Origin of the sequence: Roseburia sp. 499, assembly GCF_001940225.2 — a bacterium.
GTDB lineage: Bacteria > Bacillota > Clostridia > Lachnospirales > Lachnospiraceae > Petralouisia.
In genome coordinates this window covers 1,243,402-1,267,816 of record NZ_CP135164.1, presented here as the reverse complement: position 1 = coordinate 1,267,816, position 24,415 = coordinate 1,243,402, and the positions used below count along the sequence as shown (strand labels likewise).

General features: G+C 38.4%; 25 protein-coding genes. 3 read left to right on the top strand and 22 right to left on the bottom strand.

The genetic code is table 11. The annotated features are described in order from the left end of the window. Window positions 1-12: 12 nt before the first annotated feature. From BIV20_RS06295 to BIV20_RS06235, 13 genes are all read right to left on the bottom strand, one after another. A complete protein-coding gene (locus tag BIV20_RS06295) occupies window positions 13-666 on the bottom strand; it encodes a DUF998 domain-containing protein (protein WP_075719132.1) in 654 nt (217 codons plus the stop codon). Between the two features lie 27 nt (window positions 667-693). After that, a complete protein-coding gene (locus BIV20_RS06290; RefSeq protein ID WP_075719130.1) occupies window positions 694-1,290 on the bottom strand; it encodes a TetR/AcrR family transcriptional regulator in 597 nt (198 codons plus the stop codon). Between the two features lie 132 nt (window positions 1,291-1,422). Next, window positions 1,423-2,046 carry an ABC-2 transporter permease gene (locus BIV20_RS06285; RefSeq protein WP_075719128.1) on the bottom strand — a complete coding sequence of 208 codons (624 nt, stop codon included), beginning with the start codon at window positions 2,044-2,046 and terminating at the stop codon, window positions 1,423-1,425. A 1-nt stretch (window position 2,047) separates the two neighbouring features. Beyond that, window positions 2,048-2,890 carry an ABC transporter ATP-binding protein gene (locus tag BIV20_RS06280; protein WP_075719126.1) on the bottom strand — a complete coding sequence of 281 codons (843 nt, stop codon included), beginning with the start codon at window positions 2,888-2,890 and terminating at the stop codon, window positions 2,048-2,050. A 3-nt stretch (window positions 2,891-2,893) separates the two neighbouring features. Continuing rightward, window positions 2,894-3,265 carry a GntR family transcriptional regulator gene (locus tag BIV20_RS06275; RefSeq protein WP_075719124.1) on the bottom strand — a complete coding sequence of 124 codons (372 nt, stop codon included), beginning with the start codon at window positions 3,263-3,265 and terminating at the stop codon, window positions 2,894-2,896. A gap of 58 nt (window positions 3,266-3,323) precedes the next feature. Then, window positions 3,324-4,694: an FAD-dependent oxidoreductase gene (locus BIV20_RS06270; RefSeq protein ID WP_075719122.1), complete on the bottom strand. Its 1,371-nt coding sequence runs from the start codon at window positions 4,692-4,694 to the stop codon at window positions 3,324-3,326. A 123-nt stretch (window positions 4,695-4,817) separates the two neighbouring features. Further along, the gene (locus BIV20_RS06265) at window positions 4,818-6,005 is read right to left on the bottom strand and encodes an ABC transporter permease (protein WP_075719120.1); all 1,188 of its coding nucleotides are present in this window, start codon (window positions 6,003-6,005) and stop codon (window positions 4,818-4,820) included. Further along, window positions 5,995-6,777, bottom strand: coding sequence for an ABC transporter ATP-binding protein (locus tag BIV20_RS06260; protein ID WP_075719118.1), 783 nt, complete (start codon window positions 6,775-6,777; stop codon window positions 5,995-5,997). Before BIV20_RS06260 ends, BIV20_RS06265 begins: the two co-directional genes overlap by 11 nt. Before the next feature lie 67 nt (window positions 6,778-6,844). Further along, window positions 6,845-7,393: a DUF2812 domain-containing protein gene (locus BIV20_RS06255; protein ID WP_075719116.1), complete on the bottom strand. Its 549-nt coding sequence runs from the start codon at window positions 7,391-7,393 to the stop codon at window positions 6,845-6,847. A gap of 15 nt (window positions 7,394-7,408) precedes the next feature. Then, window positions 7,409-7,720 carry a PadR family transcriptional regulator gene (locus BIV20_RS06250; protein WP_075719114.1) on the bottom strand — a complete coding sequence of 104 codons (312 nt, stop codon included), beginning with the start codon at window positions 7,718-7,720 and terminating at the stop codon, window positions 7,409-7,411. 147 nt (window positions 7,721-7,867) lie between these two features. Then, window positions 7,868-9,370: a 4Fe-4S dicluster domain-containing protein gene (locus BIV20_RS06245; RefSeq protein ID WP_075719112.1), complete on the bottom strand. Its 1,503-nt coding sequence runs from the start codon at window positions 9,368-9,370 to the stop codon at window positions 7,868-7,870. A gap of 117 nt (window positions 9,371-9,487) precedes the next feature. Continuing rightward, entirely contained in the window at window positions 9,488-11,473 is a 1,986-nt protein-coding gene (gene feoB / locus BIV20_RS06240; RefSeq protein ID WP_075719110.1) for a ferrous iron transport protein B, read from the bottom strand. Continuing rightward, the gene (locus tag BIV20_RS06235) at window positions 11,460-11,711 is read right to left on the bottom strand and encodes a FeoA family protein (protein WP_075719108.1); all 252 of its coding nucleotides are present in this window, start codon (window positions 11,709-11,711) and stop codon (window positions 11,460-11,462) included. Before BIV20_RS06235 ends, feoB begins: the two co-directional genes overlap by 14 nt. A 188-nt stretch (window positions 11,712-11,899) precedes the next feature. Here BIV20_RS06235 and BIV20_RS06230 point away from each other — a divergent pair, with 188 nt between their 5' ends. Genes BIV20_RS06230 through BIV20_RS06220 form a run of 3 tightly spaced genes read left to right on the top strand, consistent with a single transcriptional unit; the run spans window position 11,900 to window position 13,061 of the window. Further along, on the top strand, window positions 11,900-12,199 hold the full coding sequence (locus BIV20_RS06230) for a spore coat associated protein CotJA (protein WP_242939788.1): 300 nt from the start codon (window positions 11,900-11,902) through the stop codon (window positions 12,197-12,199). Beyond that, window positions 12,196-12,462, top strand: a complete 267-nt coding sequence (locus BIV20_RS06225; RefSeq protein WP_075719106.1) for a spore coat protein CotJB — start codon at window positions 12,196-12,198, stop codon at window positions 12,460-12,462. Before BIV20_RS06230 ends, BIV20_RS06225 begins: the two co-directional genes overlap by 4 nt. Beyond that, the gene (locus BIV20_RS06220; protein WP_075719104.1) at window positions 12,462-13,061 is read left to right on the top strand and encodes a manganese catalase family protein; all 600 of its coding nucleotides are present in this window, start codon (window positions 12,462-12,464) and stop codon (window positions 13,059-13,061) included. Before BIV20_RS06225 ends, BIV20_RS06220 begins: the two co-directional genes overlap by 1 nt. Before the next feature lie 49 nt (window positions 13,062-13,110). On the opposite strand, the gene BIV20_RS06215 is transcribed toward BIV20_RS06220, so the two are convergent. From BIV20_RS06215 to BIV20_RS06175, 9 genes are all read right to left on the bottom strand, one after another. Then, window positions 13,111-13,872, bottom strand: coding sequence for an aminoglycoside adenylyltransferase domain-containing protein (locus BIV20_RS06215; RefSeq protein WP_075719102.1), 762 nt, complete (start codon window positions 13,870-13,872; stop codon window positions 13,111-13,113). 176 nt (window positions 13,873-14,048) lie between these two features. After that, complete coding sequence (locus BIV20_RS06210) at window positions 14,049-14,318, bottom strand: CD3324 family protein (protein WP_075719100.1); 270 nt, start codon at window positions 14,316-14,318, stop codon at window positions 14,049-14,051. A gap of 218 nt (window positions 14,319-14,536) precedes the next feature. Further along, entirely contained in the window at window positions 14,537-16,132 is a 1,596-nt protein-coding gene (locus tag BIV20_RS06205) for a carbohydrate-binding domain-containing protein (RefSeq protein ID WP_075719098.1), read from the bottom strand. Continuing rightward, window positions 16,132-16,776 carry a DUF4956 domain-containing protein gene (locus BIV20_RS06200; RefSeq protein ID WP_075719096.1) on the bottom strand — a complete coding sequence of 215 codons (645 nt, stop codon included), beginning with the start codon at window positions 16,774-16,776 and terminating at the stop codon, window positions 16,132-16,134. Before BIV20_RS06200 ends, BIV20_RS06205 begins: the two co-directional genes overlap by 1 nt. Further along, window positions 16,770-17,477 carry a polyphosphate polymerase domain-containing protein gene (locus BIV20_RS06195; protein WP_075719094.1) on the bottom strand — a complete coding sequence of 236 codons (708 nt, stop codon included), beginning with the start codon at window positions 17,475-17,477 and terminating at the stop codon, window positions 16,770-16,772. The genes BIV20_RS06200 and BIV20_RS06195 overlap by 7 nt, the downstream gene beginning before the upstream one ends. Window positions 17,478-17,632: 155 nt before the next feature. Continuing rightward, window positions 17,633-18,784: a hypothetical protein gene (locus BIV20_RS06190; protein WP_075719226.1), complete on the bottom strand. Its 1,152-nt coding sequence runs from the start codon at window positions 18,782-18,784 to the stop codon at window positions 17,633-17,635. 4 nt (window positions 18,785-18,788) lie between these two features. Then, on the bottom strand, window positions 18,789-19,526 hold the full coding sequence (locus BIV20_RS06185) for a hypothetical protein (RefSeq protein ID WP_075719092.1): 738 nt from the start codon (window positions 19,524-19,526) through the stop codon (window positions 18,789-18,791). Window positions 19,527-19,536: 10 nt separating this feature from the next. Continuing rightward, window positions 19,537-20,754, bottom strand: coding sequence for a DUF5716 family protein (locus tag BIV20_RS06180; RefSeq protein WP_075719090.1), 1,218 nt, complete (start codon window positions 20,752-20,754; stop codon window positions 19,537-19,539). Window positions 20,755-20,770: 16 nt separating this feature from the next. After that, window positions 20,771-24,310 carry a DUF5717 family protein gene (locus tag BIV20_RS06175; RefSeq protein ID WP_075719088.1) on the bottom strand — a complete coding sequence of 1,180 codons (3,540 nt, stop codon included), beginning with the start codon at window positions 24,308-24,310 and terminating at the stop codon, window positions 20,771-20,773. Window positions 24,311-24,415 lie beyond the last annotated feature (105 nt).

Sequence of the window (24,415 nt, the reverse complement as noted above, 5' to 3'; positions counted from 1 at the left end):
ACAAGGAAGGTCTTACTTCCCTTGCCGGAATCCCTGAAACAAATAAACACCCAGCACCGCATTAAATCCGGTTGCTGCAAATACACTGAACCGCTCAAATATACCAAAATACTCCTTTGGTACTGCTCCGGTTCCGATTGCTCCGGCAAACATCATAAGCAGTGCAAACAAAGCCCATCCTGCGACAGAACGGCAGGTACTCTTGCGAAAACCTCCGATGATAATGACAACAAGAGATACAATGGATAGCATAACTGTTAATGACGTAACCACATATACATGCATGATATCCTGAAATTTTCCGGCATACCCACTGTCCGACAATGGAAACATTTTGTATCCCACGTTAGAAATCCAGTTCATTGCTGCAAACAAATAAATTCCTACCCGAATGGTCTTACTCCATACTTTCTTATAAGAAACATATACACAAACCATCATGACAGAAATCATTCCGCATACACAATAAAGGCTTGACAACTGATTCCACAACATTTCGGATGGTGCATTTTGCGCACTTAAATCACTGACTGCCTGTGCCATCCAGTCATACCCCGGATAAGCCAATGGCGAAAAAACAACTGCCAACGTATAGGAAATCAAACTAATAATTCCCAGCAATCCCATATAATGTATCATACTTCTTTTATTTTCACTTCTATTCATATCTTTTAATCCTTTGTTACTTTCTCTTTATTCCGTTCCATATATTTTGCAGAATTCCTCCAGAAAATCCTCCATCATTTTTCCATCCTCCTCTATTCCGGCTGTTTTTTTGTCCTCTATATAATTGATGATAGAATGAACCGACATAGCAAACGAAAATGCCGCCATATCCACATTGGAAAAATTCATCACATGCTGTACCTGCATAGCATAAAACAACTGTTTCGTAGCAAGTATCATTTTCTCGGTTTCTGCCACCATTATTTTTGCTGCATCTTCGTTAAATGGACGCTCTGACACTATGAATCGATAGAATTGCAACATATCCGAATCCTCATTCATTGTCTGATAGGAACTTACTACATACCGAAGCACTTCTAACGCTGACTTACCTTTTACCAATTCCCCATAGTCAATTTCTCCTGTATTAACTTTGCTTCTTGCTTTTGTTCGCAAGTATTCATAAAGACTGTCTATGATTTCATCTTTCGATGAAAAATGACTGTACAAAGAAGCCTTTTGTATACCAACTTTTTTGGCTATCTTAGAAAGAGAGACTGCTCCCAAACCATTCTGTGACGCAAGTTCCAGTGTTGCCATAAGAATTGCTTCTTTACTTGCCATCCCTTCACCACCTTTCGGTAATTATTTTACTACCGATTGGTAGTTTTTGTCAATAATATCTTTTCTCGACTCTTCCTCGTGTAATAAAAAAAGCCACTATGGAAATTTTTCTCTCCATAGTAGCTATACAATTTACAATTCTTTCTTCTGATAAATCCGAATAGACAATAGCCATGATAATGCAAAAAGGACAATAACTCCAAGCAGCACCAAAAACAAACTACCTTCTATATTCGGTAAAACTTCCATTAGATTTACACACTTAAAAATCATTACACTGACGGAACTGATTCCAACAAGCCCAATATAATATATAATCCTTCCTTTCTCTACACCATACTTGAAAATAAACGGTAATATAATACTGGGATTTATCATTCCCACAATTCCGGAAATCATTGCTATAATTCCCGCTTCCTGACATGCAACACTACTATTTTGGAACATTCTCAAACATTGCATTATGAAAGTCAGCAGTGTCGCAGTTCCTACTCCAATCAGTGCTATCACATATTTTACTGATACCATTTGTGCTCTGGAATATGGAAAAATATTGCCATATACACTCCATTTACTCCGTTCATCATACGCAATCAATGTCATTGGTAATATTCCCAGCAGTATGGACGGGAAAAAAGCATAAAACATATATTCTTCTCCCATAACGGAACACACAAGGAAAATCAAATTCATAAGAATAAAAAAGCGACAGTATTTTCCTATCATATAAAAATCCTTTAACAATAATCCCTTCATGCTATCTCTCCTCCTTTACCATAAATAAAAACAATTCCTCTATATTCACCGGACTGATATTCATTCCGGAAGGAATTCGATTTCTTTGTACAATCGCCTCTACACCATAGGCCGATTCCTTTTTGCCAAGCACTGCATCTGCAGATAATTCCAGAAACTGTTCTCTGGAGCACCGGATAATACCATACTGTTCCATCAGTAAGTCTTTTTCCTCACTCAACAGTAGTTTTCCTTTATGTAAAAATGCAATATAATCACATATTTTTTCCAAGTCACTTACAATATGGGAAGAAATCAATATGGCATGATTTTCATCTCGCGTAAATTCACTAAACATATCAAGTACTTCATCTCTTACCACTGGGTCTAACCCACTCGTTGCTTCATCCAAAAGTAACAATTTAGGCTTATGCGCCAATGCTACGGCAATACCAAGTTTCATCTTCATTCCTCTGGAAAAGTCTTTAAACGCTTTCTTATCCGGAACCGACAATTTCTGTAAAAGTTCGTAAAACTTCTGTTCCTCCCAGTTTTGAAAGGTATTCTTCATAATCGAATTAACCATTCTGGCATTAAAACACTCCGGGAAACCTACTTCGTCCAGAACCACACCAACATCCTCCTTGGTAAGTTTCATATTCTCCTGATTATCTTTTCCCAGAATCGTAATCGTACCGCTATCTCTTTGAATCATATTTAGAATAAGCTTCATAGTGGTACTTTTTCCTGCTCCATTTTCTCCAATAAGCCCCATAATACAACCGCTTGGCAACTCTAAATTCAGATTATCGAGCTGAAATCCCGGATAATTCTTACTTAGTCCTCTTATCTCTAACGCATTCATTTCTTATTCCTCCTCCATAATATTAAACATATCAATAATATCCTGTCTGCTCAGATTACAGGATGCTGCGAGCTGCATTATCTTCTGTATATATTCCTCAATTTTTTTCAGATTCTCTTCCCTTAACAATTCCACATTCTTAGGCGCTACAAAACAGCCCTTTCCTGCTACTGTATAGATAAATCCTTCCTTCTCCAACTCGTCATATGCACGCTTTGTAGTAATTACACTAATCCGTAAATCCTTTGCAAGATTACGAATGGATGGGAGCGGTTCATCCTCTTTTAATTCTCCACTGATAATCTGACTCTTAATCTGACTATAAATCTGATTATAAATTGTCTCACCGCTCTTATTATCAATAAATATATTCAAAGCATCACCTCATTCGTTATACTGTATAGGTACAGTATATACAGTTGATACAGTTTTGTCAATGACATTTTTTATACATTGCAAGATTTTCTTGAGCCGGTCCTCGTAACACTTCTCCATCTGCGCTAAAACCAGACCCATGACATGGGCACTCCCATGTTCCTTCATCTGCATTCTTTTCTAGTTTACATCCCATATGACTGCATTTAGAAGGAATCTGATCCGTATTCATGAATTGTTTCGACAATCCCTTTACTGCCTTCGCTGTATTTTCCGCCAAATTTCCAGACATGGCAGTAACCGGAAAACGCTGCGGTGCAAACACTTCCTCATTCTCGTTTTCTAATCCTAAAATCATATCTGTAATTATTTCGGCTGCCACCATAGAACTAGTCATTCCCCACTTTCCAAATCCAGTCGCTACATACCAATTAGGAATATCCGAAGAAAAATATCCAATATACGGAATTTTGTCCAAAGGCATACAATCTTGTGCCGACCAATGTGCCTGTTCTTTACTTTCCGGATACCACTCCTGTGCCCGTTTCCGCAACATCTGATACTTCCCACCTTCTATATTTTCTCCAGTACGATGACTGCCGCCGTCCAGAAGAATCATGTGCTTTCCATCCTCCTCTATTCCCCGAAATGAATACCCTTCTGTATCTATTCCAAGGTACATACCACCCATTTCCTTTTTTGTTTCCAGAGCCAGCACATAACTGCGCTCCTGATGCATCCGTAAGAAATAGTACCCCGGCGTCAAAAGCCATGGATAATGGCAGGCAAAAACCACATGTTCTGCCTCTACCATACCATGTTCCGTAAATACACAATGGTCTTCTAACCGTGTTACTCTGGAATGTTCATATATCCTAAGTTTCTCTGATATTTTCTTCACAAATTCCAATGGATGAAATTGTGCCTGATTGTGAAATCTTACCGCGCCCGCCACAGAAAAAGGTAGCTCTGTTTTTTTCGTAAATTCTGCTTCAATTCCGCAAAGTCTTGCTGCCTGTACTTCATTTTCCAATTCCTGTACTCTTTCTTCCTGTTCCGTATACAGATAAGCAGAACAACGACGAAAATGACAGTCTATCTTTTCCTTTTGAATAATTCTTTCATATTCCCGAATTGCTTTTTCATTTGCTCTTCCATACTGTAGTGCCTTTTCTTCTCCAAACTTTTCAACCAAATAAGCATATATTAAATTATGTTGTGATGTAATTTTCGCTGTGGTATGTCCTGTTTGCCCTGAGGCCACTGTATTCGCCTCCAGCACTGCCACCTCTTGCCCCCTTTCTTGTAGCATATAAGCTGTTAAAAGTCCCGCCATTCCTGCTCCGATTACCACGTTTTTTATATGAATATCTTCTTTTAATACACTTCTTTTTGGTAATTGTATTTGTTGTTTCCAGATTGATTCCATAATATTTCCTCTTCACACTTTAATGTAACAATGTCTTTCCTAGAATATCAAAAAAGAGTTTCTTAGTCTTACGATTAAGAAACTCTTTTTCTATCATTATTCTTCTTTTCTTACTTTTTATTCTTATTTTGAGAACATAACCTTCTCGCTGTTGAACATCTTTGTCAATACAAATACCCCTATAGCTGCATAACAGAAGTTTGCTCCTACTGTTACTAGTACATTTGTTAAATTTACATTTAAGGAGAATATTCCGTTCATACACTGAACGCTGTTATAAAGTGGAATTAAAAACCACACTGGCTCTGTTTTGCATAAGCTATCAATCATAGATGTAACACCAATCAACATGGACACAATCATAATCGGTGTTACCCAACCTGTTGCTTCTTTTACATTTTTTGCAAATGCTGAAACAATGGAAATAAGGGAAATAATTACTAGTACTGTTGACAGAATAATAAATAACAACAGTATATAATCCTTTACACCATAAACACTAGCATTCACACCTTCTGCACCACCCATAAGATTTGGCAGAGATAACATTGTTCCAAGGAAACTGGAACATCCACTCAAAATAGCAATTACACTTAAACTTAATAACTTACCAAGAGCAAGATGACTTCTCTTCATTGGTGTCACCAGAAGAGTTGCTATGGTTCCACGCTCTTTTTCACCTGCAATAGATTCCGGTGCAACTGCCATACATCCACTGAATAAAAATACCATCATAAGCATTGGCACCATCATAGAAAACATCATGGCTGTCAAATCTTCTTCTGTTGCCTGATCATAAGTATCCTCTTCGGCATTAATATCAAACTTATTTGCCATAGAAGCTTCATATGTATCTAATACAGTCTGCATCATGCTATATGCTGCACTAGAATCTGTTTCCGTAGAATTATAATATAAAGCTACATTCGGCGCTGCTTCTTCGCTCTTTGTGTCATATGCTTGTGCTTCTTCTACGAAATTTTCCGGAAATACTGCAAATAAATCGCAATTTTCATCGCATTCCTTCAACTTCTCCAAAATATTTTCTTTTTTGGAATCTGACGCATCAACGAACTTAACATTTGCCATCTGATTTGCAATTGTTTCTATCTCTTCCGGGAGATTTTCAGCATATACCGTTAAAACCTCGTCCTCAGCTGACTCAAACTGCGAGGAAATTCCATTTCCCATAAAACTATAGAGAAAATATATCATAAGTCCTGGCATAATCAGAGTCGTCAGTACCATTCGTTTATCTGTGAAGAAGCGAGTAAATTCCTTCTTCATTACAGTCCATATATTATTCCTCATTGAGCCCACCTACACTTTCCACATAAATATCGAAGAACTTCTCTTCCAGACATTTTTCTGCTGTAATATTCTCTAATGTATCACAAACCACCATATTTCCATTGATGATAATACCTACTCTGTCACAAATTTTTTCAATCAAGCTAAAAATATGTGTAGATACAATGATTGTCTTTCCTTTTTCCTTTAATTCTACCAAGAAATCTGTTACTACCTTAGCAGTCAATACATCCAATCCGTTTGTCGGCTCATCAAAAATAATAATAGCCGGATCATGTACAATAGAAATTACCAGTGAAACCTTCTGCTTCATTCCTGTAGAAAGGTCTGCTACCTTTACCTCTGCAAACTTAGAAATTCCAAATTTATCAAACAACTCCTGTTTTCTCTTAGCTGCTGTTTCTTTATCGATTCCATGTAACTCTGAAAAGAAATCAAATAAATAATTTGGAGTGAAAAACTCTTCTAACTTCAATTCACTGGTAAGAAAACCAATTTTTCCTCGAACTACATCCGGTTTCTTTACAACGCTGGTTCCATCCACTAACACATCTCCTGCATCCGGTGTCAATAGTGTTGCCATCATTCGAAGTGTAGTTGTTTTTCCTGCACCATTCGGTCCTAATAATCCAAATACTTCTCCTTCATATGCTGTAAAGGATAAGTCATCTACTGCTACCTTAATTCTTTCTTTGGTCTTTTGCAGTTTTTGCTGTTTTGCAGAAACCTTAAAGGTCTTTCTAAGGTTCTGTACCTGCAATAATTCTTTCATAACCTTCTCTTCCTTTCCATGCCTTTGTACTATTCATTTAATACAATAATACACTTCTTAATATTTGTCAAGACACTATTTGCCTTTTCAACTTTTTTATCTTTATTGTGGTCTTTGTAATGGCAACGATAAATGCCATAATAATAATGTATATTAGTGTTAGGCACAACACATGCGGCACGTCCAAATTTCCAATTCCGCTTTCCATAACGGATGTTGTGTTATTTATTCCAATCAAAAACTCCATACTCCCTACCCACAAAAACAATTTTTGAATTCTTTTGTATAATGCAAGCTCTGATTCTATATCTGTATATAATTCAAATCCACCTTTTGCCGTTTCCTTTCGAAAAATCATCCACCAGCCCCAATTACAGACATGTTCCGCTCCCGTTTCTTCCACAAACTCAACATACCGACTTTTCATTCCACAATTTGGGCTATCTTTTCCAATCTCTCCCGGCATATCAATACGATAAATGTATTTTCCCGGCTCACATGGCACAAAGGTATACACTCCCAGACAGAATCCTGTCATCGCCCAGCCTTTTTGACACATTTTGTTCAACCACTTTTCTTCCTTGTCCTTATCAAGATAAAGTCTAAACTTCCTCATTTTGCCATTCCTCCTTCAGAATCCCATCATTCTTCCATTTTCCAGCAATTCCTGTAACCGCTCTATTTCCTGCCCTAATATCTGCTTACCTTCTTCTGTAATAATATACTGTTTCTTCTTTCTGGATAACTTATCTTCACTATATAACTGAATCCACCCCTTATCCACCAGACTATTTATTGCTCCATATAGTGTTCCGGCGCCCAGTTCAATTCTTCCCTTTGTTAATTCCAACGTCTTTTGGATAATTCCATATCCATGATTAGGTTCCATCACTGACAGCAAAATATAGTACATACTTTCTGTCAACGCAATATGTTTTTCCATTCTATCACCTCGCGATATATCGACAAACGATATATTCAATATATCAGATGCCGATATATCTGTCAACAACTTTTTATACCGAAAACAAAAAACGAATGTATATCACATTGACACACATTCGCCTTTCGCTTATTCCTAGCCTTATTACTAATCTAATTCAATCTCTCTTAATTCCTTGGCTGGTAAAGACTTGCTAGAAGTTTTTACTGCCTTGTCAACTTCCTGTTTTGCCTTATTTACAGGAATATTGGTACCTGCTCCGGCAACACATCCGCCCGGACATCCCATTCCTTCAATTAAGCATCCGTTCATCTTACCTGCCTTTGCAAGCATTAATGTTTTCTTACATTCTGCAAGACCTTCTACATGTTCAATCTTCACTTCTACTTCCGGATAATATTCCTTTACACATTCGGTAACTGCCTTTGCTACTCCTCCTGCTACTGCATATCCACGTCCTGCTCCGGTTGCATCATGCAATGAACCATTTGCTTCAATTGTTTGTGGGTCGATACCCTTTGCTTCAAACATAGCACTTAATTCTTCAAAAGTAATAACAAAATCCACGTCACTGCGGACACTTGTTCTCATTGCCTCAAGTTTCTTTGCTGCACACGGTCCAATAAACACTACATGTGCATTTGGATTCTTTTTCTTAATACTTCTTGCTGTTGCTACCATTGGTGTCAATTCAGAAGATACGCTCTCAATCATATCCGGGAACTGTGTCTTTGCAAGCATAGACCATGCCGGGCAACAAGATGTCAACAAGAACGGAAGTTCTCCAGTTGCAACATGATTTGCAAAATGATGCGCTTCTGCTACTGCTCCAATATCAGCACCCAATGCAACTTCATATACTTCTGAAAATCCTAACTGCTTCAATGCAGCCTTTACACGTGCCGGTGTAGCGTCCGGACCAAACTGTCCTACATATGCCGGTGCAACCTCTGCGATTACCTCTCCGCCTTCCTTCATACAACGAATCAACTGGAAAATCTGAGACTTATCAGCGATTGCTCCGAATGGACAGCTTACCATACACTGACCACAAGAAACACACTTATCAATATTGATTTTTGCTCTTCCCTGCTCGTCTGTCTCGATTGCCTTTACACCACATGCTTTAGAACATGGACGTTCCTTTTTTGAAATGGCATCATATGGACAAGCAGCCTTACATTTACCACATTTAATACATTTTGTCTGATCAATCACTGCATGACCATCTACCTGAGAAATGGCCCCCTTCGGACAGACTTCCATACATGGATGTGCAATACATCCTTGACACATATTGCTTACTTCGTATTTATTGTCATCACAGAAATTACATGCAGAAGGGATTACCTGCATCAGAGGTGGCTCATAATATTTCTCGGAAATATTACTCTCTTCTACTCCATCTGTAATATGTACCGGCTTATCCTGTGGTCTTAAAGACATACCCATTGCAAGACGTACCCTTTCGGATGCAATGGCACGTTCTCGATATATGCTCTCGCGAAAACGCGGCTCATCTCCTGGTGTAATTTTATAAGGGATTGCTTCAATATCATTATTTACATTATCAGATTCATAAGCAACCTTTGCTACTTCTACAAAAACCTGTTTTCTTAACTGGTTTACTGGAGTATCAATTCCTCTCATCTGTAACCTCCTGTAATCTAAAATATATTCATAGTCATAATTTGCATTCGTTAATAATTTAACATAGGGATTCACCTTTTACAAGAGATTTTTTCTTTGTACTCAATAATATACACTTTATAATAGAATTGACCCAATCTGATATATCACGGTTGCCACGCCCCATGCTACCAAAATCTGAAATAATATCATTTTCAACGTAAACTTCCAAGACCCTGTCTCCCTTTTTATCGTTCCTATTGTTGCTGCACAAGGTACATACAGCAAGCAAAAAATCATCATACAATAGGCATTTAACGGTCCAAATCCTACATCTGCCAGTTGACTGGTCAATGACATCATTCCTGCTGCGGAATTTACATTTCCGATTCCAAATAACACGCAGAAACTGGATACCACTACCTCCTTTGCAGAGATACCGGAAATCAATGCTACTCCTATCTGCCACATACCAAGTCCTGCCGGTGCCAATATTGGCTCCATCCAATGTCCCAAGATTGCACCAAAGCTGTCTGAAATATCGGTTACCATACCATGTACTCCAAAATTCAATAAAAACCAAATAATAATGGATGCAATAAAAATAGTAGTTCCTGCCTTTGTCAAATAATCCTTTACCTTCTCCCAGACATATACTGCAATCGTTCTGGCATTCGGGGTCTTATACTCCGGCAATTCAATCAACAGATTCTGATGTGCTGTATGAGTCTCTACTCTGTGAATCACAAGTGCCACCATAATTGCAACCACCATTCCTATAACATACATGGAAAGTGCTGCTACCATGGCATATTTTCCAAAAAACATCTCTGCAAACAGAACATAAATCGGCAGTCTTGCAGAACAAGACATAAACGGTGTAATTAAAATCGTTCTTCTTCTGTCCTTTTCTTTTTCCAATGCACGGGTGGCCATCACCGCGGGAACGGTGCAACCAAATCCCAGAACCATCGGAAGAAATGCTTTGCCGGAAAGTCCGAGTCTTCCCATCATTCCATCCATGACATATGCTACTCTTGCCATGTACCCACTATCTTCCAAAAATGCCAATGCCAGAAACAGAATAAAGATATTTGGCAAAAAGGTTAAAATACCGCCTACGCCCGCGATAATTCCGTCTACAATCAAAGAAATCAACCATGGTGCCACTTTCATCTGCTCTAATGCATACAAAGCTCCATTAGAAATATATTCTAATGCAATTTCAAATATTCCCTTCAGAGCATCTCCCACAAAAAATGTTAAGAAAAATACAATGGCCATTACTCCAAAAAAAATAGGCATTCCCCAGAAAGGATGCGTCAATACCTCATCCACTTTATCCGTAAATGCTGACTTTTCGGACTTATAAAACAACGTATCTTCGATTACTTCCTCAATATAGTCATATTTTTGATTAATAATATCCTTTTCATAACTACGATCTAACACTGCTCCATCCTGAATCGGATATTCTTCTGTAATTTCACTATCATTTGCCAGAAGTTTAATCGCATACCAACGCTGGTTTTCCTTTACGTCATAGATTTCTTCTATTTTTTTCTCAAGCACAGAAATCTTTTCTTCTATATAGTTTTGATAATGAACCACATCCGGCTTATGTTTTTCCTCATAATGGTGTACTACCGCATGCATCAAAACATCCAGTCCCGTCCGTTTTCTTGCAGATACCGGAACCACCGGAATTCCACCGAGCATCTCAGGCAAGCGATGCATATCAATCTCCATTCCCCGCTCTTCCACAATATCCATCATATTCATAGCTAAAATCACAGGCTTGCCTAACTCCAAAAGTTGCATTGTCAAATATAAGTTTCGTTCCAACGCCGACGCATCCACTACATTAATGATAACATCTACTTCGTTATCCATAATACATTTTCTGGATACCTTTTCTTCTATAGAATAAGAGGTCAGACTATATATTCCCGGTAAATCAATCAGCTTTAACTTCTGTCCCTTATAGGAAGTCTCTCCTTCCACACGCTCTACGGTAACTCCGGGCCAGTTCGCCACTTTTAAATTTGCCCCTGTATAAGCATTAAACAATGTGGTCTTTCCACAGTTTGGGTTTCCAACAAATCCTACTCTAATGGTTTCCATGGACATTTTCCTCCATTCCTTCCTTCGTTACTTCAATTCCTTCTGCAATATCTTTTCCTACTGCCCATCGAGTTCCCCGCACCTTAATAATTACCGTTCCATTTTTCTTACGGTTCATCAATTTTAAATGTGTACCACTATTAATTCCCAATGCCTCCAAACGCCTCATAATGTTTTCTTCCATTTGAATATCTGTCACAATATAACTTTCTCGAACTGTTCCTTCTAAAATTGTCATAAATCTCTTCCTCATCATTACAATCGTGGTTATTTTTCTATTTTTAATTATATTATAAATGAGAATCATTATCAATGTGCTTTATGCATAAAAATAAAATACATACCACTATCTTTTTATGCATTGATAACACATTTTACCATCTTTCATATTTTATAATAAAACTAATTTTTGAAAGGATTCTTATTATGGATAGTTGCAATCATACACCTGAAAGAGAATGTGGCTGCAATGCCCCCACTCGCCCTATGCCGGCTCGCTCTATGCCTTCTCGTCCTATGTCCACTCGCTCTATGCCGGACTGTTCCATGTCCCAGCCTTGTGGTAACATGCGAAATGATCCTCTGGCACATCTGCCGGTTGGTATGGCTTACGTTCCATGGCAATGTTTTCAGGATGTTTACGAACCAGACAAAGCGTTTCAATATGGCACGATTTTCCCTGAATTAAATAAACCATTTTATGGGAAAGGGGGCTGTCCGAGATGAGAGGAAATCAAATGGAACAGATAAAATTATTCCAGTGGATTAATATGGTCAGTTTTGCAGTAAATGATATTACCCTTTATCTGGATACTCATCCGATGGACCAGAATGCCATCTCCTACTTTAATCACTTCCGTGAAGTGCGTACCAGAGCTCTGGCAGAATATGAACAACTCTATGGTCCACTAACTATTGACACTGCCATGCCGGATCAAAAATGGCTCTGGTCTACCCAGCCAATGCCATGGGAAGGAGGTTACTGCTAATGTGGAATTATGAAAAACGTCTGCAATATCCGGTCAATATTACCCAGACCAACCCGCAGATGGCACAGGTTATCATTAGTCAGTTCGGTGGACCGGACGGCGAACTGGCTGCTTCTATGCGTTATCTATCTCAGCGTTACACTATGCCATACAAGGAAGTAGCTGGTTTACTTACTGATATTGGCACAGAAGAATTAGCCCATATGGAGATGATTTCCGCTATTGTCTATCAATTGACGAAAAACCTATCGCCGGAAGAAATCAAGGCCTCTGGCTTCGACAAATATTATGTAGACCACACGTTGGCACTCTGGCCTCAGGCAGCCGGTGGAATTCCGTTTAATGCCTGTGAATTCCAATCTAAGGGAGATCCAATTACAGACTTGTTTGAAGACTTGGCTGCGGAACAAAAAGCCCGCACCACCTATGACAACATCTTACGTCTGGTAAAAGACCAAGAGGTTGCTGACCCAATCCGCTTCCTGCGTGCTCGCGAAATCGTGCACTTCCAGCGTTTTGGAGAAGGACTTCGTATTGTTCAGGACCAGCTTGATTCTAAGAACTTTTATGCTGCCAATCCGGAATTTGATTGTAGATAATAACTTTTCAGATAACAACCACCGGCTTAGCCGGTGGCTTGTTCATTTTTTAATCTAGTATATCCCTTATCATCTGCAACATATAATCAGCAAATTTTTGTGCTTCCATTTTATCTATATTCATTTCAGTTCCAAGGGAATAACTTTGTATTGCATTTGAGATTAAAGATTTGTATTGCGCTGAAATGTTTTGTAATGCCCATTCTCCTCCCTGTTTTTTAGAAATAATTAAATCATTTTTGAGAAAAGCTGCCACTCTGCTTAAATTCAAAATCATGTACACAGGTTCTTCTAATATTTCCTCTTTCGCTCCCTCAATATCACACAAAATACTATCAATGTAATCTTTTCTTGGTACATCATCAAATACTTCGTTTATCTCTGCCCCATATAATACAATTCCATATTTCTTTATGATTTTGAAATGTGCAGCCAAATCCTTATCTGTGCCATTCATTTTTTGAACATAATCTATTGGTTTATCTATAAACCACTGCAAATGTGCATTTGAAAAATGTAATTCAAAAGGTGTGGGATAAATAAATTTTTTGCAGTATTCTTCCTTGACAATACTTACTTCAATTCCTTTGCTTGGAGCTATTCTATTCAACTCCACCACATTATCCATAAACTTTAATTTTTGATTATCTGTGATATTATTTCTAATTACAATGATTAAATCAATATCACTTTTCTCTGGATTAAAACATCCCATTGCCATGGAACCATGTAGATATATCCCCACAAGCTCATCCTCAAAAATTTGCTTACTTTTATTCACAATCTCATCTAATATATTCTGATATAGCATAATAAACCTCCTTACCTTCTCTCTGTTAGAAACAAAGTTGTCTGTCATGTATAAATCATATCACAAAAAGCAACTGTTTCCGCTACTGAAAATTCTTTGTATCATTCTCGAGAATAAAGAGTGCAAAGCAACTTCCTATAATGTAAAAAGCCACAGTCCGAAACTGTGGCTTTTCATCACATATATTCAAATTGTTTCAATATTCTATAAATAGAACTTTTAGATAAGTACCTTTCTTCTGAAATTGTATCAACACTTTTACCGGCATGATATTCCTCATATATTTCAGTGTTCCTTTTTTCCAATTCTGATTTTTGCCCCGAAACACTTCCCCATTCCTTACGACCACCTTTGGGAGAAATATATACATACCCTTCCGGCATAAATCGTCTGATTTCAATCAGCAATTTCTCTGGAAAAATATTATCTGCATTTTCATATTTCACTCTGAACCACTCCTTAATTCTAATTTTTATTAGAATGCGGATTCTGTATCATTCAGTAATGAAATGCGGCAACACTTTTTACGCTCCACACGCATTGCCAATACAAGAACCGCATGGAGCTAGAGCAAACGTTTCAATTTCATAACAATATCCTTTCTACTATTTTAGATTAGCATTATTATTCCTATTATATCATTTATTTTTTTGCCATTCCACTCTTAATTTTCTACTGTTTCTCCATTTTCTGGTTTTTCACCGTTCTGCGGCATTTTTCCACCCTGTGGCATACCGCCTTTTTGCATACCACCTTGAGGACCGCCGCCCATACTATTGGATGTTCCACCGGCACTTACTACCATACTGTCTGTGGTAAAAGAAACAGATTCTGTTCCACCATTGTAAACACCGTCTTGATAATATCCATGATAACGTTCCCCATTCACAGTTCCTCCGGTATAAACTACATAATCTGTATCAGAAGAAATCGTTCCTGTAGACAACAACATATTACTATAGTCCCCCGGTGCCTCAAAGGCAAAAACGGTGTTTCCTTCATTATCCAGAATTCCTATCACATCACCCTTGGATGCACTTCCTAAAAGTACCGATATCTGACTACTTTCTGTTTCCGAAGGTGCACTATTGGTTCCACCGGTACCGATTACTGTTCCGCCATTGATTTGAATTTCATTCATATCACAATCAATACCGCCCTCTGGTTCCTGTGCTCCAAATGCCAATACCAATCCGCCATTAATAATCATCGTTCCATTGGAATCCAACGCATCTCCTGCTGTTATTTCTGCATACAACGTTCCGCCATTAATCGTAATAGAACTTCTGGCATTCAGACCATCATCACTTCCGTTTATTTCTGTAGTTCCTCCATTAATGGTCAAGTCATTTTTGCTTTCTAATCCTTCCTCACACTTACTGATGCTAATAGTTCCTTCATTTACCGTAAGGTCTCCATAGGCAGTAATTCCTTTTCCATCTGCTGCAATAGTAATTGCTCCGCCATTCACAGCAATCGGACCTTCACTTTGCATTCCATCATCTGTGACTTCCATATTAATGCTTCCATTTTCCACATTAATCCAGTTACTTGCATGAATTCCATCCTTCACTGCAGTAAGCTCATAATTTCCACTTACTACATATACTTCATCATCACTGCTGACAGCATGCTTATAATTTCCATTTACCGTAAGTATTCCTTCGCCCAACATAACCAGTCTGTCATTTGAAAACACGGTTGCTTTCATCTCTTCTGTATCTACATAGCTTTCTCCATCAGAAAGCACATTTTCTGTTCCCACTTTTGTTTCTATATAACATACTTCTGCCGCTTTTACATAAATTGCAGAACCATCTGCATTTGTAATGTTAGTCCCTGCCAACACCAGCTTTACAGCATCCTCTGTATCTACCTGAATCATTCCGTCAGATAACTCACCGGAAATCGAATAAGAACCGCCCTCTGTAATAAGCACTGTATTATCATCAGATACTTCTGCTCCTGTTCCATTCACTGTAACAGTATCTCCCAGAGAAATCTCCGCCTTTTCTTCCCAATCTGTTTTTAGCTCTAATTCCTCTATTTCTATTCCATCTGCTTCTTCATAAGTTGCCAATTCCTCTTCCGTTAATTGGTTTTCCATTCCTCTGCCCTGCTGCATTTCTGTATTCTGCTGTTCTTCTTCTGTTCCAGACTCCGTATTACTTTCTTTGTTCTTACCACATCCAGTCATTCCCATTACTAAAACGGCACTAAGAAAACATATCCCCAGCCGTTTTAAATATTTTCTTTTCATTATAATTCCTCCTCTTCCATATCTGTTCTTCCCAAAATCACAGTAAGATTTCCATTTCTAACCCGCAAAGCATCCAGAAATTCCTTCTCCTGCGCCTCATCCTTTAATGTGGTATGATACCGTAATTCATATAGGCTTCCCATATTGGTGGTTTTTACCTGGAGTAACTTATATCCCTTGGTATAGTGTTCAAAAATCTCATTAAATATATTGGTATAATCCAGATTTTCCGGTATGGTAATCCGTAAATCCTTTTCCTCTGTTTTTTTCTCTCCATAATGAACAAGCTGCAATACAAACAAAATCACACATACCAAAACAGTTACTGCTACTGCAAAAAGAAGATATCCCATACTGCAGGTAAGTCCTGCTGTCATAGCAAAAAAGATAAATGCAATGTCCCTCGAGCTTCCCTGTAGGGAGCGGAAACGAATCAAACTAAATGCTCCTACAATTGCCACAGAGGTTCCCAGATTACCGTTTACCATAGTAATAACTACACATACCAGAATCGGTAAAATAATCAATGTTCTTGCAAAATTTTTTGATACCTTTCCCGTCTTCATATAAGTCAGGGAGATAACCACTCCCAATACTCCTGCGATTACTGCATAAAAAAATGCGTTCCATATTGCTTCTAACATACTTTTCGTCCTCCATTTTCTTCTAAACTTTTACGATATACATTTCCATACTTGGAAAAAGATGTACTGTGAATTCTAAGTTCCGTTAAAATTTTCACGAACCACAACGGCATGGCATTCGATATCTTTACCTCCATGAGATAATATCCATCCTCCAACAGTTTTGTGGTCTCTGCATCATTTTCTAAATTCAATGCAAAGTCACGACTTCGAATATTCTGGTCAAAGGTTACCCAGAACTCCGGGTCTTCTTTTCCAAATAATGCAATCCTGTCATAGGCAAGATATACTTTCGGCATCAACTGATAACGATTCCACACATAATCTACTTCCTTAAAAATCTGTGACTGTTCTTTCGGCTTTTGTCCTTGCTCCAGATATGCCTTCGCTTCTTCCGGCTTCATAACAATCCTTCGCTTATTAACAACGCCTTTGTATTTCTTTTTGATTTCCAGAAAATAATTACTCTCTGCATCCGTTTCTCCATAACAGCGTACCCGGAATTTTTCCTTATATTTTGGTTTTTCCAGAGAAGTACGTATCAACTCATCATCTGCAGTATCATAATATATATTGCGAATGGTATGTAATCCATACTGGTCTTCTTCCATATATTCTTCCAGCCTTTTTCTTATGGCACAATATTCCTGTTCTGTCAGTAGATACTTCTTTTCATAACGATTAAATACTTTCTGTATCACTTTTCCAACTCCTTTCTCCTTGAATGTAAAATTATTGTAAAGTTTTTAAGTGATGGTTATGTGATGGTCTTCTAAAAACTTTCAAAAAAAAGTCCCTGTAGAACTTTCCGAACCCAAAGGTTCTTCCATTCCTACAAGGACTTTATATTTATTTTCTATGCTACTCCGCATATCTTATCCAGAGAACTTAATACCTCCCGTATCTCTGCTTCATGCTGTCCGTAGTCTTTTATGAGCTTTTCTATTTCTCCCTTAGCACCTTGAATACTGTCTATCTGCATGTCAATTCTGTCTCTCAACTTCTGTCTTCTTACCAAAAGTTCATGCTTTACTTCTACCATTTCCTTCTTGTCCAGCAAAGCCTGTGTCTGATGAACCCAGATTTTTGCATCATACAAGTGATATGCATGAAGGTCACGAATTAATCTACTACTGAAATACTCTAAGTCTTCATTCGTACGCTGATACTTTTCTCGCTCTTTTATGGCTTCTAAATACTGCTCCCAAATATAATTCAACTCATTAGAATTGTGTACATGATACTTTTCGCAAGCATAGTCTACTGCATTAGTAATATTCACATATTTCAACTTCACACCATTCAACAATGTAATTGCACGGTTTATACTTGCCTGGGCCTTCTTAACTTCCCGTTCATCATTCTGCATTCTCCAGAACACGCCACCACCTGCACCGCCCGCAATCAGTACTGCAATCAAAAACGGAGTCTGAATGTCTAAGCGAATCACCTGTGACAACACAAGAATAGCAATTATCGCCACTACAAATACTGCTGCAATTCCATACAGTACACGTCGCAATATATGATATTCACGTTCCATCGTTTCCTGATGAATATGCCACTCATTCTTTTCCCCTTCCAGATATTGCATGTCTCGTTTTACCGCAGCTTGATATGCCTCATTGGTTTTTAACCTACGAACTGCATCCGGCACCTCATCTTCCAACTGCTCCATCTGAGCAAACTGTGCATCTGAAATAGTCTTTACCTTCTTTCGATAAATATCTCTTGTCTCGCTCAGATTCTGAACCTGCTGTGCTGACTCCTGAATTTTTTTCATATCCGGTTCCGGAAGCTCCTCTATAATCTGGATATCAGTCAGATAATCAGTCACCACCCGATATTCCCTTTTTTTCTCCTCTAAGTCTTTTGCAGCCTCCATAATCTGTTCACAATATTCCATAACTACATGGCGCGTTTCTTTCTTTTCCTCTTTTACCAATCCATTATTTTCCACTACTTCTTCGACTGGTTCTACCTTTTTCTTTCTCTTAAATAATCCCATCTTTTCACTCACTTCTCATATATTCTTCTACAAGTTTCTCTAATTTCCGATATACCTCTTCTTCATAACGTAATATTCCCTCCTGCTCTTTCACCTTCTGCAAGTCTTTCCCTTCTGTAATATTTTCACCCTCTTCCAGATTCTGTCTCTCTGCGCAAGCACGTGCAACAAGATACTGCTGTCTGCTCTCTTCCATGCGCCCCATAATATAAGCCTTCTCATAACATTCTGCTGCCCGTTCAAACAAAAACTGTCTTGCATATGCAGTTCCCATATTATGCCATATGTGACTTGCTAACAACTTGTCCGGATTATCCTTTAGAACCAACTGCTGATATTCCTGAAGTGCTACTTTATACCTTCCTTCCTGAAGCATTCGATCTGCCCGTAACTTCTTTCTTTCCTCCGGCTTTGCCTGGACAATCCTGCTTACTGTTTCCATTACTTTTTCTATTTCTTCCTTGGTATAATAACCACTTTCCCAAAGAATCACTTCCATACACCAGAAACCACGCTTTCCTTGTGCAATTCCTTCCCGTAGTCGCTCACACAATTCTGTTAATTCCAGTTCCCGTTCCAACCACAGCACTAATTTTTCATCAAAAAACTGTTCTTCTATTACTTCAGCATCCTGGCATAAATAATAACACAATTCCTCCAAAGAATATAAGTTTACCCGCTGCTCCGGAAGATAAAGGGGAATACCCGCTATTTTACTCTGACATATCCATACTTTATTCATGGTCTTCTCCTTATCCTATCTCGTATTCCCATTCTTGATTGCTTCCAGGTAAAAGTTCACCTAATCCGATATCTCTTACCTTAAGTTGCAATCCATTCTCTAGTTTTCCTTCTATCTGAAGTTCCAATCGGCATCTTCTTCCTTCTACAGAATTTAATCCCTGAAGTTCCATGCTCTCAATAACAGCCTCTTTCTTTCCCGGAGATTGCACCCAAACATCCAATGATGGTTCCCCTTCCAATAACACAGAACACTTTTTTTGAATCTGATGTCTGTTTCTTCCCGCCTCTACCAGTGGATACATATATTCCCGTTCTTGATAAGACGCCTTCAAAAACACATTCTTCTCTGTCTTATATTCGCAAAAATAAATGGTCTCTCTTTTCTCAGCATGAGCATCTAATACCCCTGCATAACAAGCACCTTTGGTATAGAGATTCTTTCCCTGAAATGCTCTGTGCCCCCGACACACCACCTGCAATGAGGTTCGCATCCATCCTCCCTCAAATCCCTCTCCTATAAGGTATACCGCCGAGACAATCCTTCCATTCAATGTTTTTTCCAACATTTTGGCAAATTCCAAATCACGTTCATCGCTATCTTTCGGAAGTTCACCCAAATATTGCTCTGTGACTTTGCAAATCTGAGGTATCGTCTTCTTGTCATGACTCATATTCCAATAAGTGACTGCTCCATCTTCACTGGAAAACAATGCAACATCATACATCCACAATTCCTGTTTCTGGCTAACGGCATAAGCATAAAAGCTCTCTTTGTTATCCTGAATCAGAATCTGCTCTGGCTTCCATCCCAGTTCACGGGCACATCCAAGCAACAATTCAGCTAACTCTGTGGTAAGCTGTTCTACCGAAAACACACATCTGGTTACTGCAACTATTCCTTTTCCCGGTAATGCCATCCGTATTACTTTTCGTAAAAATACCAAAAAAAGTTCTTTTGCCTCATAGGACTCTTCTGCCTCTACTATTTCCCCTTTTACTACCTTTTCCAATAAATGCTCTATGTAGATTCCTTCCGTTTGTTCTGACAGATACCACTGACTAATTCCACGTTTCTTACAAAGGGCAGTGGGAATTCGATAACTCTGACTTCCGGCAACCAATCCCTTTGTCTCAGGCTCCTTCATGCCTACCGTATAGGAACTTACCATAGTCCACTTATTTCCTAATTCAATTCCGATATACCATTCTGTTTCTTTCGGTCTCATCCACTCTCACCACCCTTTATATTATGGTAAATCTCTCGCGTGTTAATTGTTCCACCATTTCATACTGCCCCAATAACTTCTCTATGGTTGCTCCATCCCTCATCTGTAAACTCATGATCATACCATTTAGGAGCTGATACTTACTCTCTTCATTAACAGGACATATCTCACTACTCTGAACATGACTGCTTTCTGTTACCACCATCTCGCCATTTTTCTCTTCCTTAATATAATATGGTACTTCCTCTCCAAAAAACAGCAAAAATGGCTTTACAAAGATTCCACTATACATCCTTGTCATTTCACATTCTACATAATCTTCTGAACCCCTTTTCCCAAAATTTATTACCACTCTGGTATCCGGTACTGTGCGGTATTCCAAAAACGTTTTGTCATAATACATATACTTTTCTGCAAATTCCTGGGGAAGACTCTTATAAAACGGAAAATATTTTCCTTCACTGACTGCAATTTTTAGAATCTCTTCCGCTTGCTCCTTCTGCTTTTCGGATATCTTTTCTGTCTCTGAACACCATTTCAAAAATCCAAGACGACAAGGTTCATTTAATTCTTCCTCTTCGTCCAACAATTCCGAAATCTTTTGGAAAACATAATTAGAGACTTCTATATCACTGGTCAGATACTTATGAGATATCTGAGAAAGATACGCAATAATAATAATCTTTCTTCCACCTTTTTTTGCGTAACTTTCAAAAATCTCTTCCATACACATAGCATAACTACCCGTATAAAGAAATTGGGTAAGGCAACGTTCCTCCAAATCCCGGCACTCCAGTTCAAATTCCCTTGCCGCCTTCCAAAGACCTGTCATCTCCTTAAGATTGCCATAGAAGTAACGACACATATATTCCAATACCATATCATTATATTTTCCACGCAAAAATACAGTTCTGCACATTCCAATCAGAAAATCATCCGGTTCCTGTTCTATCTCATCTATTTTGTTACAAATAACAGACAACAACTTCGACGCCGACAAACTTTCACTTCCATATGCCAATACCAGTTCATACGCTTTGTGGAAGTGTCCCCTTGCCACTAAAAGTTCCATCAATTTTCCGCGGATATTCTGTTCTAGCCGTTCAAAAGACAAATTCAACAAAAATTCATCTAGCGTATCTCCCGTATAATTGTCATAATGATATGCAATCATCTGAAGACGAATTTCCTCCTGATATTCCCTACTAAGTTTTGGAGACTCCATCATTTTTTTCAAATAAGGTAAATCTTCCTCTTCATAGGTTTGCCATATCTTTTTACAATCAAAGTAACTCAACATAAAACTCAGATTATCACTGGCATATTCCATTCCCTTTTTTAAAAAAAGCGCTGCATTCATTAAAGGCTTTATCACAATATCTTCTTTTGGAAGGAAACGATTTCCCTTTGCATCCTCTAATAATATGCTATATACCATTCCATAGATATTGACATAAGCACTATGGTTTACCAGGGGAACTGCCTGTTCCTGTTGCAACTGATATTGCCGTACTATGACCCTTACCGCTTTTTCCTCCTGACAAGTAATCTGGTAGGAAAAAATCACCTTAGATAACCATTCTGCTGATTCCTCATTCAAAACTGCCGGGGTCAACATTTCTCTGTAAATCACTGCCAAATTCTGGTCAATTCTACCAGCCCTAAGCTGTTCTAGCGCAAACTCTTCCATGGACTTCTGATAATTCTGGAACACCTGCTTCATACTCTGCTTATTGCTTATTACCGCACTATAAAGCATTGCCTGTTGCTGATATGCCAGATTGCTATGGTATTGAAAATACATTGTCACCAGTTTCGGAATCTTCTGTAATTGTCCCTGATTTGCTGACAACATCCACGCCTCATACAAACCACCAATCCGCAACTCTTCTCTGACTCCGGCATCATACCATTTGAAGAACTGCTCTCCATAACGTCCGGCCCTGATACAATATCCACAGATTTCTTGCAATAGTTCGTTAGATGGATACTTCTCATAACATGATTCCATAATCCGATACCACACCGGATGAAAGGAAGTCAACTGTGGAATCAACTGTCTTATCTGCTCTGCCATCTTTATTGTTAGAACATTATGCTTCACTGCCCAACCTAGAATTTTTCGTTCCAATTTGTCTCCCTTATGAATCAAATAAGGCTCCTGACTCAATAGGGAATATGCTTCTATATAGAGAACCGGACTGTCACATCCCCTCTCTATCTGCCTTGCAATTGCCTCTAATTTCCGATTATTACTATAATTAAACTCTTCATCCACAAACAATAGAATCCACAATAGAATAGGATTCTCCTGATTCCGATGATAGATTTCTTCTATCTGCTCAGTCAACTGATTTACATATGCCGGTTCCGGTTCTGCCAGTGTACACAAATACAAATAATACGCATACAATGGTGTATCTTTTTCTCTATTTTCTCTACGGAAAGCATCCAATATCCACTGCGCTTCCTGTTTCTGACGATTTATCAGAAGTGCCTGCGCCTTGTACAAGGAACACCAACCATTGTCCTGCTCCAGATTCATTAAAAAGTCCAGTTCCTCACAAGTCTTTTTTGTCCATACACCGGTTACCATCTGACGCAGACGAAATGCAATATAATACTTCACTAAGGCTTCTCTTCGCTTTTGAATTTCCAGAAAAGTTCGATTCTTCTCCATGTCTTTTTCTTCTCTGGTAATACAAAGTTCCACACTATCCTTCTGAAACTGATTCTCAAAAGTAATTCTTGCAAAATTTTTCCCTGCATGTAATTTTTCTTCTAAAATCACATATTCCACAATCGCCCGATTTCCTACAAAATCCTCGGTGGTAATCACTCTTTTTACCGGTGCCACAAACGCAGCATCACTGCTTACCTCAATGGCAACATATCCCCAGTTATCCTTTTTCAACGTAACATGTTGCTTTTCATCTTGCCCGATTCCATAAATTTCTGTCTGACTTTCTTCTATAGAAAAACTGATTCTTTTCTTTTTCTTAGCTAAAATCAAAAACTCTTCCACCTGCGCCATAGTACATGGCTTTTTCATAAGTCCCAGATACCCTAATCGTTCTTCCTGCTCCCGTTCTTTAAAAATATTGATAAATTCCGGTTTTCCAAATACTTCTACTGCCTCTTCATAAGAACTCTGTGCAAGATTGGCAAAGCTGAATATACTGTCAATACTTCCCTGAGAACTCTCCGGATATCCCTTCGAAACCGTCACTACAAAAGGAAGGTCATATTCTCCCTCATTACAAATAACATAAAAGTCACCCTTGGAAGAATCACCTTCTACCATACCTTCACTATGAAATTCATAATTTATGGTTACTTCATTTCCCTGAAATTGGGAATTCTGACATTCCATCCGTGGATTGGAAGAATAGACGATACCACGCATAGGTATCTCATTCGTACTTTCTATGGTAAACTTTCCACTATACTTCTGCCCCTCCAACACCTTTACTTTCAATTCTTTCTCTGAAAATTGAATAATTGAACACTTCTTATCACATTTTCCTGCTGCCAGTTCCTGTATCTTCTTACGCAAATCGTCACCTGCTTCTAGTTGATTTTTCGTCAATATCCGTTATAATATACATAAATTATAAACGATTCCGCCAATGGTGTAAATGAAAAATTTGGAGGCAAAAAA

Bases quoted from the DNA above. Each gene is read 5' to 3' on its own strand.
- BIV20_RS06255 (WP_075719116.1), bottom strand. From the start codon at position 7,393: ATGAGGAAGTTTAGACTTTATCTTGATAAGGACAAGGAAGAAAAGTGG.
- BIV20_RS06220 (WP_075719104.1), top strand. From the start codon at position 12,462: ATGTGGAATTATGAAAAACGTCTGCAATATCCGGTCAATATTACCCAG.
- feoB (WP_075719110.1), bottom strand. From the start codon at position 11,473: ATGGAAACCATTAGAGTAGGATTTGTTGGAAACCCAAACTGTGGAAAG.
- BIV20_RS06260 (WP_075719118.1), bottom strand. From the start codon at position 6,777: ATGAAAGAATTATTGCAGGTACAGAACCTTAGAAAGACCTTTAAGGTT.
- BIV20_RS06185 (WP_075719092.1), bottom strand. From the start codon at position 19,526: ATGAATAAAGTATGGATATGTCAGAGTAAAATAGCGGGTATTCCCCTT.
- BIV20_RS06215 (WP_075719102.1), bottom strand. From the start codon at position 13,872: ATGCTATATCAGAATATATTAGATGAGATTGTGAATAAAAGTAAGCAA.
- BIV20_RS06235 (WP_075719108.1), bottom strand. From the start codon at position 11,711: ATGACAATTTTAGAAGGAACAGTTCGAGAAAGTTATATTGTGACAGAT.
- BIV20_RS06205 (WP_075719098.1), bottom strand. From the start codon at position 16,132: ATGAAAAGAAAATATTTAAAACGGCTGGGGATATGTTTTCTTAGTGCC.
- BIV20_RS06190 (WP_075719226.1), bottom strand. From the start codon at position 18,784: ATGGGATTATTTAAGAGAAAGAAAAAGGTAGAACCAGTCGAAGAAGTA.
- BIV20_RS06200 (WP_075719096.1), bottom strand. From the start codon at position 16,776: ATGTTAGAAGCAATATGGAACGCATTTTTTTATGCAGTAATCGCAGGA.
- BIV20_RS06285 (WP_075719128.1), bottom strand. From the start codon at position 2,046: ATGAAGGGATTATTGTTAAAGGATTTTTATATGATAGGAAAATACTGT.
- BIV20_RS06250 (WP_075719114.1), bottom strand. From the start codon at position 7,720: ATGGAAAAACATATTGCGTTGACAGAAAGTATGTACTATATTTTGCTG.
- BIV20_RS06265 (WP_075719120.1), bottom strand. From the start codon at position 6,005: ATGAGGAATAATATATGGACTGTAATGAAGAAGGAATTTACTCGCTTC.
- BIV20_RS06245 (WP_075719112.1), bottom strand. From the start codon at position 9,370: ATGAGAGGAATTGATACTCCAGTAAACCAGTTAAGAAAACAGGTTTTT.
- BIV20_RS06230 (WP_242939788.1), top strand. From the start codon at position 11,900: ATGGATAGTTGCAATCATACACCTGAAAGAGAATGTGGCTGCAATGCC.
- BIV20_RS06225 (WP_075719106.1), top strand. From the start codon at position 12,196: ATGAGAGGAAATCAAATGGAACAGATAAAATTATTCCAGTGGATTAAT.
- BIV20_RS06280 (WP_075719126.1), bottom strand. From the start codon at position 2,890: ATGAATGCGTTAGAGATAAGAGGACTAAGTAAGAATTATCCGGGATTT.
- BIV20_RS06180 (WP_075719090.1), bottom strand. From the start codon at position 20,754: ATGAGACCGAAAGAAACAGAATGGTATATCGGAATTGAATTAGGAAAT.
- BIV20_RS06290 (WP_075719130.1), bottom strand. From the start codon at position 1,290: ATGGCAAGTAAAGAAGCAATTCTTATGGCAACACTGGAACTTGCGTCA.
- BIV20_RS06295 (WP_075719132.1), bottom strand. From the start codon at position 666: ATGAATAGAAGTGAAAATAAAAGAAGTATGATACATTATATGGGATTG.
- BIV20_RS06270 (WP_075719122.1), bottom strand. From the start codon at position 4,694: ATGGAATCAATCTGGAAACAACAAATACAATTACCAAAAAGAAGTGTA.